Genomic DNA, 13,173 nt, shown 5'->3' with positions numbered 1-13,173 from the left:
TCCCATGACAACAGTTGAACGCGGCTCCGGTCCGCCCCCGCTGTCCCCGGCGGTCCGCCGTCGGCGCTTCGGCGGGGACGGACCGTGGCCGTGGCTCTTCATTGCACCCCTGGTGCTCGGAATCTGTGTCTTCTACCTCTGGCCGATTGTGCAGACCGTGGGCACCTCGTTCACCGAAACGGGACCGTTCGGCGGATCCGCTTTCTCCGGCGTCGAGAATTACGTCGAGTTGTTCACGGACCCGCAGCTGTACCGCTCCCTGGGCAACACGCTGCTCTACACCGGCATCGTGATGCTGGGCATTCCCATTGCGGTGTACCTGGCCAGCCTGCTCAACCTGCCGGGCCTGCGCTTCGCAGCGGTGTACCGGGTGCTGTTTTTCCTGCCCTACGTTGCCATGCCCACTGCGGTGGCGATGGTGTGGCGGATGATCTTCAACGGCGACTTCGGGCTGGTGAACTACGGCTTGGGGTTCCTGGGCATCGACGGACCCTACTGGATCAGCACCCCGTTTTTCGCGATGGTGGCGGTAGCGGTGGTGGGCCTGTGGTCCTCGCTAGGGTTCAGCCTGATTGTGCTCGCGGCCGGGCTGAAGAACATTCCGCCGGAACTGTATGAAGCGGCCGAGCTCGACGGCGCGAGCCGCTGGGGACAGTTCCGGAACATCACCGTTCCGCTGCTCTCACCCAGCGTTTTCTTCGTCACCATCGTGACGGTCATATCCAGTTTCCAGCTCTTTGACCTGCTCTACGCCATCTTGGGCAGCAGCAACCCGGTCCTGCCCAAAAGCATGTCCCTTGTGTACTTCTTCTACCGGGAAGGCTTCGTCAACAACGACAAGGGCTTCGCCGCGGCCATCGCCATGGTGATCCTGCTGATCATCGGCGTCGTCACCCTGCTGCAGTTCCGATTCCAGAAGAAGTGGGTGCAAAGTGACTGACCGACTACTGCCGGCGCGCACGCCCTCCGCTGTTGTGCCCGTGGCCTCCGGCGCGGATGTTCGTACCGGCGACGGGCAGCGGCCGGCCCGGACCGTGAAGGCACAGGCACGGCGGCGCGCACGACGGCGGGGCGGGTCCCACGTTGTGGCGCACCTCGTCCTCGGGGTGGGTGCGCTGGTGATGGCCTTCCCGTTCCTGTGGCAGATTGTGATGTCACTTTCCACCAACGCGGAGGTCCAAAGCGTCACGCCGGTCTTCTGGCCGGCGGAACTGCAGTGGTCCAACTACGCCGAAGTCTTCGAGCGGTTGCCGTTCCTGGACCAGCTGCAGAACTCCGTGCTGATCACCGTGATCCGCACCATGGCACAGATCCTCTTCTGCACCCTGGCCGGCTACGCCTTTGCCCGGATGCGGTTCCGCGGCCGGTCGGTCCTCCTTGCCCTGGTGCTGTCCATCCTGATGGTGCCCTCGCAGGTGTACCTGCTGTCCCAGTACCAGATTGTGCAGGGCCTGGGGCTGCTGGACAGTGTGGGCGGCCTGGTCCTGCCGGGGCTGTTCAGCGCCTTCGGGACCTACCTGATGCGCACCGCGTTCCTGTCCATGCCCGCGGAACTGGAGGAGGCCGCCCGCCTGGACGGCGCCAACCCGTTCCAAATCTTCTGGCGGGTGATGCTGCCGCTGGCCCGGCCCACCATCAGTGTCCTGGCCATCACCACGGTGCTTTGGTCCTGGAACGAACTGCTATGGCCGCTGGTGGTCACCACGTTCAGCGACCGGATGCCCCTGTCCGCCGGGCTCGCGACCCTGATCGGTGACCGGACCACCGACTATCCGGTGGTGATGGCGGCAAGCCTGCTCGCCATGGCGCCGGTGCTGCTGATGTTCATTTTGCTGCAGCGGCGCGTGATTGACGGCCTGGCCTCGAGCGGCCTCAAGTAACCCTTCCTCCAGCAACTCCCTCAAGTTTCCCTCCCAAGTAACCCCCCCCCTGGAATAACCCTAGGTACCTGGAGAATCATGAAACGATCCTTAGCAGTCCTTTTAGTTGCCGGTCTTGTCACCGCAGCGGGCCCGACGGCGGCCGCGGTCGCCGTCGGAATCCCGGGGGAGGGACCGCCCGGCGTTTCCGTCTCCGTTCCCGGCGACGCGGCCAGCACCGTTGCCTATGAACCCAGCGACTCGGTGATTGCGAATCCGCAGCGCGGTTTCTACCACCACACCGCGACGCACTTCAATACGGCCAAACCGGAGCAGAACACCCCGCTCACAGAAGCCGACCTGGCGGGCCTGCGGTCCAAGGGCATCACCCAGATCCTGCGGGTTGTATACCTGGAGGACTTCGCAGCCAATCCGGTGCTTGATGAGCGGGTCCTGTCACAGCTTCAGGCGGACTATGACACCGCACGTACTGCCGGGATCTCGGTGATTACCCGGTTTGCTTATGTGGGGGATGACGGCGGCGCCACCCCACCCTACGGCGATGCACCCCTGGACATCGTCCTGGCGCACATCAAGCAGCTGGGGCCGGTGCTGCGCGCAAATGCAGACGTGATTCCTGTGGTGCAGAACGGCTTCATCGGACGGTGGGGCGAGGGGTACTACACGGACCACTTCGTGGCCGATCCGGCGAACCCGGGCGTGGTGACCGAGCAGGACTGGGCTAACCGCTCCGCCGTTACCCAGGCGCTGCTCGACGAGCTGCCTGCGGACCGCGGGGTCCAGGTGCGCACCATGGCCACGAAACAGCATCTGCTGAACGTTCCGCCGGCCGCGTCGAGCGCGGTAACGGCCGAGCAGGCCTTCACTGATACACCCATCGCCCGGATAGGGCACCACAACGACTGCTTCCTCTCGGATTACGACGACGGAGGAACCTACCTGTCGGACCCGCGGACCCTGGATTACGAGTATCTCGCCGCGGACAGCGTTTACGTTCCGGTCGGCGGGGAGACGTGCAAGGTGGTCCCCTCCCGCTCCGAGTGGGAGACAGCCTCGGTGGAACTCGCCAGGTACCACTACAGCTACCTCAACACCGACTACAACCGGCTCGTGCTGGATTCCTGGGGCGAGCCGGCGCTGGCCGAAACCGCCAAGCGGCTTGGTTATCGCTTCGTGATGGAGTCTTCCACCGTTACACCGGCGGAAGATTCGGTTGAGGTTTCCGTCGATATACGCAATGACGGCTGGGCGGCTCCCTATCTCCCGCGGACAGCCATGCTGCAGCTGACCGGCAGCGACGGTACGTCCGTGTCGGTGCCGTTTACGCCCAATGCCGATGCCCGCCACTGGCTTGCCGGTACCACCACCACACTCTCGACTACCCTCAGCCTGTCTGATCCGGCGATCGCAGCCCTTGCCGAAGGCAGCTATTCCCTTTCGCTTGCGCTGCCGTCGTCGGACGCCCGAACAGCCGGTGATCCCCGGTTCGCTGTGCAGGCTGCGAACCTCGGCACCTGGAATGAAACCGACGGCACAAATGCGCTGAACCAGGCCGTCGTCGTCGGGCCCCGCGCCGCGGCACCCTCCGCCGCGCCCGCTTTCGCCGGGGCCGCTGTGCCCTGATCAGCGGTGCCGTTCTGCCGGGGCGCCCGGTGCAACGTACCTGACGGGGCTCTCTGCGGGCCGTCGGATAGAAGGCAGGCCTTCCGCTTTGTGCGGAGGGCCTGCCTTTCCCGTTGCGGCGGTATCCCATCACTACGCGGGACAAACCTTGCCGCCCTGAAACACACTCTGGTGATGGGTGTAACCGCACCACCATTGGCACGAACAATCTTGGGGTTTAAATGAGCCAAACCGCGCAAGCACAGTTTTTTCCCGGAGTGCCGGGAGCCCGGCCCGTCCAGCAGCAATCCGGCAGCACCGCCGTGTGGTCCATCCTGGAAATAGCGGCGGATCCGCAGCAGGGGACCCGGCAGCAGAGTGCAGAGCCGGAGTATGCGGGGGATGGAATTATCCGCCATATCGTCATTCCGCTTAGTGCCAAGGCCCAGAGCTGGGGCGGGTACCGGTTCGGTTTTTCGCGGAGCAAGGAACCGGACCATCCGGCGGTGCAGCTGCATCTGCTTGCCGCTCACGAAACCGTCGAACGGGTCTGGAAGTTTGCGCACGCGCTCGCGGAGGGCAGCACAGCCAAACTCGGAGCAGTGAAGCTCACCCGATCGTCGGATGTCGTGTATCCGCCCCGGCCCGGGGAACGGGTACCCGAGCTCATGGAGGCAACGTTTTCGCGGTTCGGCGGTGCGCAGGGCCTGAAACTGGCATCCGATGTTGCCGAAGTGTCCATGGACCTGGCCCTGTGGGCGGTTAACCGCTTTCCCCGGCCCAGCATGCGCTCCATGCTGGCGGCCCTGCTCCTCTTTGACACCGCCCATGCCATGATGCGCGGCCCCCGGTCCGCTGTATGGCCGGACCGCAGAACCACCAGCTGGGACTTTTACTGGAACACGCATTTGCAGGCGTGCACCGCGTCCTTCAGCGGACGGACGGAACAGGGCCGCAAGGTCATGTTGGCGCAGATGGCACCGAGGATTACGCCGGCACACCGGGTGATGGGAGCCCTGGCCTCCGAGCCGTCAGTGGATCTCTGGCGCAAACGCTGGGCGCAGACCATTGATCTGTACTTGTACCGGGTGGACAAGCAGCGGATTAGCCGCAGTGCGCAACGGCTGGCCCTGGCATCTAGCGGAGTCCTCCAAAACCGGCTCGGCATCCCCCTGCGCGAAGAGGCGGCGCTCGGTATCTACGCCCGTGCGTGGAGCAAGGAGAAGGAAGCCCAGCTTCACGGCCAGGGCTAACCAGGACAACCGCCCGGCCCCGGCGGGCCGGGCGTGCGGTTTCAGAGCCGGCCGGCTGGCGGATGCGGACCGGGGCCGCCGATCAGGCGGGCCAGTGCATCGGCCGGATCCTCGAGTTCGGCGCCGTGCGCAAACAGGATGCGGGCGGGGCCCAGGTCCGCGATGCGTTCCAGTGATTCCTCGGCGCGGGCGGCATCTGCGGTGAAGACCTCAGGCCCGCGGACGACGTCGCCCTGATCCGAGGCCGCTGCGTCACCGATGAACAGCGTTCCCGTGGGTTCGTGGAAGAGGCTCACATGGCCCTCGGTATGGCCCGGGGTGGCCAGGACATTGAAGTCCTGGATGGCGGTCCCTTCGCTGATGGGAGTGATTGCGTGCGGTGCCCGGATATCCGGCGCGTCTGCACCGCCCGCGTAAATGGCGGCCAGCGGAGCCCGTGCCGCAACCGCGGAGAGTGAGCCGATATGATCCGGGTGCAGATGGGTCAGGACAATGTCCCGGACGTCGTCGAAGGTCCCGCCCAGAGCCCGGACCGCCGCTGCGATGCCCGCTTCGGTGTCGGCAATTCCGGTATCAATGATGACAATGCCCGCTGGCTGGGCCACGGCGTAGCAGCGCACGTTCATGGCCAGCGGTTCGGGACCTGCAATCCCGGCGGGAACCACGGTCTCGCGCACCGTTTCTTCGACATCCAGGCGGGCGTTTCCGCCGTTGGCAGGTTCGCTCATGGCCACTCTCCTTAGCTGGAATTCGGCCCTTCCAGCGTATTCCGGAGGGACGGCCACGGATACCGCCTAACGCTTTTTCATTCAGTGCGCAGCGGTCAGGATGCAGCGCTCAGGACCCTAAGCATTTCAACGAACCCGGGGAAGCGTCCTTCCAGTTCGGCGGCACGCAACGACATCAGGCAGCGCGTCCCTTCGGGATCGTTTTGAACAATGCCCGCCTCGCGGAGGATCTTCACATGGTGGCTCAGCGTCGACTGGCTCACTCCGAAATCGAACTCACTGCCCTGGTGCACCTGTCCGTCCAGAAGCTCCTTCACGACGGCTAGCCGCACGGGACTTGCTAGAGCATGCATTACCTGGTGAACCGGGATGTCCTTCAGGGACGGGTGAACGACGACGCGCATACAGGGATGCTAGCATTCATCGATTATCGACGAACAACGATATAACTCTTCCGTTGACCTGGAGGTCACCCTTGAGCACTTCCGAACTTAGCCTCTCCGGCATCACGATCAACGCTGCAAACCCCCAGGCCCTTGCCTCCTTCTGGGCAGCGGCCGTCGGCGGGGAACCGGCCGGCAATGACTCCGACATGTTCCTTTCATCCGATGCCGGGAACGGACTGCGGTTCCACTTCCACCGCAGCACCACCACAACGGCCGACGAGCAGAAGATGCATCTGGACTTCCGCGTCGAATGGGGGAAACGGGAGGCCGAGGCCGAACGCCTCATCGGCCTCGGGGCAACACTGCGTTGGGAAGTGCTGGATGAACATCCAGGCATGCGCCTTTCCGTGCTTGCGGACCCGGAGAATAACCTATTCTGCGTCGTAGAAGTCCAGTCCGCTTAGGGGCGGGCGCCGGCGGATCCAGACGGCGGTGTCGGGTGGGAGGAATTCTTCCGGGGTCAGGGGTGATGATGACAGCAGGACGTTTCCGTCCGGCAGCGGGCAGGGTCCATCGCCCATCGCCACGGCCAGCAGGATCTGATCGCCGCGTTCGCAGAGCAGCAACCCATCCTCCCGGACATGCCAGCTGCAGGCGTCGTCGGGCGCGAAAATCCCCTCGGCGAGCAGCTCGGTGCGCAGTCGAAGTGCCCCGGTAACCAGATGCAGGGTCGAATGGGGATCGCCGCGGTGCGCTTCCACGGACCGTGATCCCCAGAACGCCGGCTGCGGCAGCCAAGGCTCAGCTGCACCCGGAGGGGAAAAGCCGTAGGCATTTTCGGGAGCTGTCGTCCAGGGCAGCGGAACGCGGGCCCCGTCACGGGACACCCCGCCGCGCGCCCACATGGGATCCACCCGGGCGTGAACCGGCACGTCGACGTCGGGAAGGCTGAGTTCCTGGCCTTGGTAGATGTAGGCGCCCCCGGGCAGTCCGAGGATGGCAACCAAGCCGGCGCGCGCCCGAAGAAATCCGCGGTCACCGCCGCCGAAACGTGTCACGGAGCGGCTGATGTCGTGGTTCTCCAGCGCCCAGGTGGGCGGCGCCCCGTGTTCTTTGCGGGCGGCTTCGAGTTCGGTGCCGACGGCGGCCCACGCGGCGGCGTCCCAGCCCAGCTTGACGAAGGCAAACGCGAAGGCCTGGTGCATTTCGTCAGGGCGGGTGTACCGGGCGGCGCGGTCCGGTGCCAGGTTCACCTCGCCGACAAGCACCCGCCCCGGGGAGTAGGAGTCGGCAACGCGGCGCCAGCGCCGGTAGACCTCGTGCACTTCCTCCTGATCGGAGACTTTCGGGTTGGAACGCAGGCCGTCGACGACGGGGTCCGCGGTTGGCGCGTCCGGCAAACCGTCGGCTTTGAACAGCGCGTGGGCGACGTCGATCCGCAGGCCGTCCACCCCCTTGCCGAACCAGAAGCGAAGCACGCCCTCGAAGTAGTTGCCCACCGCCGGGTTGCGCCAGTTCCAGTCCGGCTGTTCCGGGGAAAAGAGGTGCAGGTACCACTCCCGGTCCGTCTCGGAGCCCGGATTCACCCGGCTCCAGGCGGTGCCGCCGAAAACGCTTTGCCAGTTGTTCGGCGGGGCGCCGTCGTCGCTCCCGGCCGCGAAGTGGAACATCGCCCGTTCCGGTGAGCCGGGCCCAGCGGCGACGGCGGCTTGGAATAGCGGATGCTCCGATGAGCAGTGGTTGGGCACCACATCGAGGAAGATCCGCAGCCCCAGCGCGTGGGCCGATTCGAGCAGCTGGTCGAATTGGTCCATGGTGCCGAAGAGCGGATCGACGGCGCAGTAGTCGCTGACGTCGTACCCCTGGTCCACCTGCGGGGAGGGCTGGAACGGGGTCATCCAGATGCCGTCCACGCCCAGCGAGGCAATGTACGGCAGGCGGTCCAGCAGACCCGCAAAGTCGCCCACCCCGTCGCCGTCGCCGTCGGCGAAGGACCGCGGGTACACCTGGTAGATCACGGCATCCTGCCACCAGCCGTCCCGCTGGGCGTGCAGCGCGGACCCGCTCATTTGGTGCCTCCGGTATGCGGGTTTTCAAACCCGCGGGCCTGCAGCATGCGCTCGACGGCGGTGACGACGGCCTGCCGGCGGGCGGCAACTTCATCACCTCTTTCGTTGAGGTCGGTAAGCCCTTTCGGCGAGAGCTGCCAGGCCTGCGCGATGGCGTAAATGAAAACCAGAAGGTCAACGGGTGAAAGTGGGCGGGCGGTCGCGGCAGCGACGGCGAGGGTTTTGTCGCGGTAGATGCCGCTCGGCTCGGCGGTGGCCTCCGGCCGCTCGAGCTGGGCCCACATGCTCAGGCGGAGGACTTCCGGGAAGCGCTGATGGTGGTCGAATACGTCTCCGGCCCAGCCGGCCAGGTCCTCGGGGCGCGGGGGGACGTTCGCGGCCATGCGCCGCAGCGCTTCCGCGAGGGTGGCGTCAAACAGGCCGCTTTTGCTGCCGTAGTACGCGTAGATCATCCGGACGTTGCTCTGTGCCTGGGAAGCGATCCGCTCCACACGCCCGCCGGCGAAACCGTGGGCGGCAAACTCCACGGTTGCTGCAGCGAGTATCCGCTCCCGCGTGGCTTCAGCGTCACGTGCCATCTGTTTCCCCTTCGATAGGTATTGACCGGCCGGTGCCCGCACACTAGCTTATCGGTAAGTATCCATTTACTTACAGGAGATGACATGACCCGCATAGCCCTCGTGACCGGAGCCAACCGCGGACTCGGACGTGCGACCGCACTTGCCCTGGCCCGGAACAAGATCAAAGTGGTCGCCGCCGCGCGGGGCGATGCACGCGACGTCGTGGACGAAATCGTCGACGCCGGCGGCGAAGCCATGGCGGTGCGGATGGATGTTGCGGACCCCGCCTCCATCGAGGCGGCCCGCGTCGCGGTGCTTACCGGCATCGGACAGGAATGGGATTCAACCACCATCGATGTGCTGGTCAATAACGCCGGGGTGGGACTGTTCGCACCACTGGGGGCTATTACGGCGGAGGAATTCGACACCACCTTTGCCGTCAACGTCCGGGGGCCGCTATTCGTCACGCAGGTCTTCCTGCCGCACCTGGCGGACGGGGCAAGCATTGTGAACGTGTCGAGTTCGCTCAGCCGGCATGTCAGCCCGGCGACCTCCGTTTATGCGGCGTCGAAGAAGGCGCTCGAAGCGCTTACCCGGAGCCTCGCCGCCGAACTGGGACCGCGCGGCATCCGGGTCAACACGATCGCACCGGGGCCGACCGCGACGGACTTCAACGGCGGAGCCATGCGCGACAGTGAGGCCATGCGCCAGGCGCTGTCCGGGCAGACCGCCCTGGGGCGGGTGGGCGAGCCGGAGGACATTGCCGATTCGATCGCTGCCCTGGTGTCGCCTGAGTTCCGCTGGGCAACGGGAGAGCGCATCGAGGTATCCGGCGGTGTGCTGATGTGAGGAATGGGTGCAGTACGGCAGAAGCGTGGCAGCTGCTTAGAGATATTCCCCCGGCGTTGTAATCCAGGCCGACACCGCGGAAGCGAGGACGATCGCCAGCACAACGGTGCAGAACAAGGCGAACGGCAGCCATTGCCGCCAGGGGGAGCCTGGGTGATGCCGCCCCTTGGCATGCTTCGGCGGGGATTCAGTCCTCAACGAGTGGGTACGCCGGCCGAGTCGACGGGAAAACTCTCAATGACTTTGCCGGTCGCGGTATGACCCTAGCAAAGCGGTGCACGATTGGTGGGGGTAATGAAGGCTTGCCCGGCGGTCCGTCTTGTGGAGCCGGTTTATTCCGTCAGAAAGCGGGCAATCACTGCTGCCGAAGCGTGAAGCTGGTCTGCGAATGAGCCAGATGGTCCGTTTCTGAGGGTACGCACGTACGCGGCGTGGAAGATCCCGGCGGAGAAGACTCCGATGCTGTGGGCATCTGCCGGAGGGGTGCCGCGAAGGACGAGGCCTGCCGCCAGAGCGGCGGCCATGTCGGCCAGTTTTGTCCGCTCGCGTTCCTGAAGCTCGAGGCTGTCGTCGATGAGGTCCTGGCGGAGCGCCTGGGCTGCCGGGTCGGCAAGGAGGTAATCGCCGACCTGTGCGAGGGCTCCCATGACGGCGTCCCGTGCCGTCACTTCCGGGGCGTACTCCTCGACCAGCCGGGTAATCCGAGGGATATTCGTGCGTGAGGCGGCAAAGAGCACCTCGCGTTTGTCCGAGAAGTGACGGAAAAAGGACCTGCGGGCCAGGCCGGCCTTCTCGGCGATGTCGGTGACCGTGACTGAGGCGTAGCCGTGCTGCCGGAACAGCTCGACGGCGGCCGTGACAAGCCGCTCTTGCGGGTCGGGGTTCCAGCGAGGCATAGGTCCAGTCTATCCATGACGACACTGGGTGCCGTAGGGTGGCCTGACGGCACCCAGTGTCGTCATTGATGGGCGATGGAGGACGACATGGATGACAAGCCAATAGACGAGATCTGGATTTTGGGGGCGACAGGCAAGGTGGGCAGGGCCCTCGCCGGGCGGCTCACTGCAGCACGCATCCCCGGAGTGGTTCTGGTGGGTAGGTCGGCGGAGCGGCTCGCATCGATCGCCGAGACACTCGACGGCCCTATCCGGACGCGGCGGCTTGCGGGCTTCGCCGAGATGCTGGCCGCAGTGCAACGGGAGCGCCCGCTCGTGGTGGTCAACCTCCTCGGTTCCTATGCCGGGACCGCGGTCCCGCTGGCGAAGGCGTGCATGCCGAACGGCAACTACGTCGACCTGTCGATCGACAACGACACCCTCTCGGGCCTCATTGGTCTTCATGACGAGGCCCGCGCCGCGAACAGCTCGGTTATCGGCGGTGCCGGTTTCGGGGTGCTCGCCACAGAGGCCCTGGTCGTGCGGCTCTGCGCAGGCATGCCCTATCCTTCGCGGGTGCAGATCGATGCGCTGAGCTCCTCCGCGTCCGAAGACGGGGTCATGGGGGAGGCGCTCGCCGTAACAGCTGTCGACGTGATGGCCCTGGGCGGACGGGCCTACCGCGAGGGGCGCCTCACCCCGGTGCCGCTCGGCTCGAACCTCCGAAATCATGCGCTTCCGGACGGGACCACCGTGAAGTCCGCTGCGGTCCCCTCAGGCGAGCTCTTTGCCGCCCGTCAGGCCAGTAATGCGCCAACCATAGACTTCACTTCCGCGCTGGCACCGACGTCGCCGTTGATCCGCCCCGCCCTCCCGCTATTGTCCCGGCTGCTTCAGATTCCGTCGATGAGGCGCATGATGATCACCTCAATGGCGGCAAGCAAGACTCGAAGGGCGCCGCGCCCCCGCCCGCACTCGTGGGGCCACGCCGTCATTGACTGGGCCGACGGCACCCGCCGCGAGAGCTGGCTGCGCGCCGACGACGCCATGGACTACACCGCCGACGTGCTCACCGCTGTCGTCCGGGCCCTTTATGCCGGAACGGCACCCCGCGGCGCCTGCACGCCTGCCGCCGCCCTCGGCCCCGGCCTGGCCACGGACGCGGGAGCAACCTTCCTTGACGGCTGAGGACCACCGCATCGTGCGGGCACTGGCACTCCGGCAGTTACCCCATGCCGGCGGACAGCGTGATCTGCTGGGGCCCGCCCGGCGTCGGGAAGCCCGTCAGCTATCTGCGCCCTGCTCCCGCGGGGCGGACATCTGCTGCGTGCCCAGCACCACGGCCAGGGCCAGGCGGTCGGCATCGGTGCTGCCGGGTTCGGCCGTGTAGACCATCACGTGCAGTCCGTCGCCGGCAACGGTGAGGGTGTCGCAGTCCAAGGCGAGGTCGCCGACGTCGGGGTGCCGGATGATTTTGTGCCGCGGCTGATCCCCGCCCAGGCCGATATTTCCGGCGTCCCATAGCCGGGCAAAGCGCTCGCTGTCTCGGGCTATGGTCCGTGCCAGCTGCCCGGGGCGCGGGTCGGCGGGGTAGCGGGCGGCGGCCATCCGCAGGTCCGACGTCAACCGTGCCTCCAGATCGGCGAGTTCGCCCGGGGTCGAGACGGCCCGGGAGCCGGGGCCGACGAAAAACCGCCACAGGGTGTTGCGTTCAATGCCCCGCCAGGAGGAGGTGTCGCCCATCAATGCGTTGTACGGCTGATTGGCGGTGAGCAGGGTCCAGGTGGCATCGAATACGGCAACGGGGTTGTTGCCGAGCCGGTCCAGCAGCCGCTGAATGCTCGGCGGGATCCGGGTGGGGATCAGTTCCGTTCCCGGAACAGCATGTCCGGCCAGCCGGAAGATCAGTTCGCGTTCCGTATCCGTCAGCCGCAGTGCCCGGGCGAGGGCTTCGACCACCTGCGCCGAGGGTGAGGTTGCCCGGCCCTGTTCCAGGCGGACCAGATAGTCCACGCTGATCCCGGCCAGCTCCGCCAGTTCCTCCCGGCGCAGCCCGGCCACGCGGCGTCGTGAGCCAACCGGCACGCCAACTGTTTCGGCGGTGAGGCGGTTCCGCCAGCGGAACACCGCCCGGCCCAGATCCAACGTTTCCATCAGGACAGTCTGCCGTGCCCGGACAGGCTTGTCATGGGACTGGCGTTCCTAGGAAAACCAGGAGCCTACCTATCGGCTCGGACAGGGATCAGGATGGCGGTATGACAACCACACTGATTACCGGTGCCAACAAGGGCCTCGGCAAGGAAACCGCCCGCCGGCTGCTCGCCGCCGGGCACACCGTCTACATCGCCGCACGGGACGAGGAGCGCGGGCGGAAGGCCGCCGCGGAACTCGGCGCCCGCTTTGTGCAGCTCGACGTCACCGACCAGGCTTCGGTGGACGCCGCCGCCAAGCAGGTGGAGTTCGACGGCGGGCTGGACGTGCTCATTAACAATGCGGGCGTGGAGGGCAGGCAGCCGGACAACTCCATCCTGGGAGCCGCCGAAACCACTGCCGACGCCATGCTGGAGATTTTCGATACGAACGTTTTCGGCCTGGTGCGGGTCAGCCACGCCTTCCTGCCGCTGCTGCAGCGTTCCAGCACCCCGGCTATCGTGAATGTCTCCAGCGGACTGGGTTCCCTTGCCATGCTCAGCGATCCGGACAGCTATACCCACTTCTATCCCGGCATCGCCTATCCGGCGTCCAAAGCTGTGGTCAACGCCGTCACCATCCAGTTCGCCAAGGCTTTTCCCGGCATCCGCGTCAACGCGGTGGACCCGGGCTACACGGATACGGACCTGAACGGCCATACCGGCACCCAGACGGTGGCAGAGGGTGCCGGCATCATCGTGTCCATGGCCCAGGCGGGACCGCAGGGACCGTCCGGTACCTTCACCTCGAAGGACGGCCCGGTGGAGTGGTGACGAAAGCA

At 66.0% G+C, this 13,173-nt stretch carries 14 protein-coding genes; 8 read left to right on the top strand and 6 right to left on the bottom strand.

Features of this window, described 5'->3' with window-relative positions:
* Positions 1-4: 4 nt before the first annotated feature.
* From LOC57_RS03920 to LOC57_RS03905, 4 genes are all read left to right on the top strand, one after another.
* Positions 5-940: a carbohydrate ABC transporter permease gene (locus tag LOC57_RS03920; RefSeq protein ID WP_229958228.1), complete on the top strand. Its 936-nt coding sequence runs from the start codon at positions 5-7 to the stop codon at positions 938-940.
* Positions 933-1,880, top strand: a complete 948-nt coding sequence (locus tag LOC57_RS03915; RefSeq protein ID WP_229958226.1) for a carbohydrate ABC transporter permease — start codon at positions 933-935, stop codon at positions 1,878-1,880. The genes LOC57_RS03920 and LOC57_RS03915 overlap by 8 nt, the downstream gene beginning before the upstream one ends.
* Before the next feature lie 78 nt (positions 1,881-1,958).
* Positions 1,959-3,503, top strand: a complete 1,545-nt coding sequence (locus LOC57_RS03910) for a DUF4832 domain-containing protein (protein WP_229958224.1) — start codon at positions 1,959-1,961, stop codon at positions 3,501-3,503.
* A gap of 221 nt (positions 3,504-3,724) precedes the next feature.
* Positions 3,725-4,735, top strand: a complete 1,011-nt coding sequence (locus tag LOC57_RS03905) for a lantibiotic dehydratase C-terminal domain-containing protein (protein ID WP_229958222.1) — start codon at positions 3,725-3,727, stop codon at positions 4,733-4,735.
* 41 nt (positions 4,736-4,776) lie between these two features.
* On the opposite strand, the gene LOC57_RS03900 is transcribed toward LOC57_RS03905, so the two are convergent.
* Together LOC57_RS03900 and LOC57_RS03895 are read right to left on the bottom strand one after the other, a co-directional pair.
* Entirely contained in the window at positions 4,777-5,463 is a 687-nt protein-coding gene (locus tag LOC57_RS03900) for an MBL fold metallo-hydrolase (RefSeq protein WP_227911964.1), read from the bottom strand.
* Positions 5,464-5,558: 95 nt separating this feature from the next.
* Positions 5,559-5,867: an ArsR/SmtB family transcription factor gene (locus LOC57_RS03895; RefSeq protein WP_227911963.1), complete on the bottom strand. Its 309-nt coding sequence runs from the start codon at positions 5,865-5,867 to the stop codon at positions 5,559-5,561.
* Between the two features lie 71 nt (positions 5,868-5,938).
* Here LOC57_RS03895 and LOC57_RS03890 point away from each other — a divergent pair, with 71 nt between their 5' ends.
* Positions 5,939-6,313 (top strand): VOC family protein, encoded by a 375-nt coding sequence (locus LOC57_RS03890; protein ID WP_227911962.1) that lies wholly within the window; start codon positions 5,939-5,941, stop codon positions 6,311-6,313.
* On the opposite strand, the gene LOC57_RS03885 is transcribed toward LOC57_RS03890, so the two are convergent.
* Positions 6,281-7,918, bottom strand: a complete 1,638-nt coding sequence (locus tag LOC57_RS03885) for an alpha-amylase family glycosyl hydrolase (protein ID WP_229958220.1) — start codon at positions 7,916-7,918, stop codon at positions 6,281-6,283. The genes LOC57_RS03890 and LOC57_RS03885 overlap by 33 nt on opposite strands.
* A complete protein-coding gene (locus LOC57_RS03880) occupies positions 7,915-8,496 on the bottom strand; it encodes a TetR/AcrR family transcriptional regulator (RefSeq protein ID WP_229958218.1) in 582 nt (193 codons plus the stop codon). The genes LOC57_RS03885 and LOC57_RS03880 overlap by 4 nt, the downstream gene beginning before the upstream one ends.
* A gap of 84 nt (positions 8,497-8,580) precedes the next feature.
* Here LOC57_RS03880 and LOC57_RS03875 point away from each other — a divergent pair, with 84 nt between their 5' ends.
* On the top strand, positions 8,581-9,327 hold the full coding sequence (locus tag LOC57_RS03875; RefSeq protein ID WP_229958216.1) for an SDR family NAD(P)-dependent oxidoreductase: 747 nt from the start codon (positions 8,581-8,583) through the stop codon (positions 9,325-9,327).
* A 332-nt stretch (positions 9,328-9,659) separates the two neighbouring features.
* Here the strand turns inward: LOC57_RS03875 and LOC57_RS03870 are convergent, their stop codons facing one another.
* Positions 9,660-10,223, bottom strand: a complete 564-nt coding sequence (locus tag LOC57_RS03870) for a TetR/AcrR family transcriptional regulator (protein WP_229958214.1) — start codon at positions 10,221-10,223, stop codon at positions 9,660-9,662.
* 87 nt (positions 10,224-10,310) lie between these two features.
* Here LOC57_RS03870 and LOC57_RS03865 point away from each other — a divergent pair, with 87 nt between their 5' ends.
* Positions 10,311-11,390, top strand: coding sequence for a hypothetical protein (locus LOC57_RS03865; RefSeq protein ID WP_229958211.1), 1,080 nt, complete (start codon positions 10,311-10,313; stop codon positions 11,388-11,390).
* 96 nt (positions 11,391-11,486) lie between these two features.
* Here LOC57_RS03865 and LOC57_RS03860 read toward each other — a convergent pair whose 3' ends face one another.
* Positions 11,487-12,356, bottom strand: a complete 870-nt coding sequence (locus tag LOC57_RS03860; RefSeq protein ID WP_229958209.1) for a helix-turn-helix transcriptional regulator — start codon at positions 12,354-12,356, stop codon at positions 11,487-11,489.
* A gap of 101 nt (positions 12,357-12,457) precedes the next feature.
* On the opposite strand from LOC57_RS03860, the gene LOC57_RS03855 reads away from it, so the two are divergent.
* Positions 12,458-13,165 carry an SDR family NAD(P)-dependent oxidoreductase gene (locus LOC57_RS03855; protein WP_229958207.1) on the top strand — a complete coding sequence of 236 codons (708 nt, stop codon included), beginning with the start codon at positions 12,458-12,460 and terminating at the stop codon, positions 13,163-13,165.
* Positions 13,166-13,173: the final 8 nt, after the last annotated feature.

The organism is Arthrobacter sp. zg-Y750 (genome assembly GCF_020907365.1).
In the GTDB taxonomy this organism is placed as follows: domain Bacteria; phylum Actinomycetota; class Actinomycetes; order Actinomycetales; family Micrococcaceae; genus Arthrobacter_B.
This window is presented reverse-complemented; position numbering and strand designations above follow the sequence as displayed.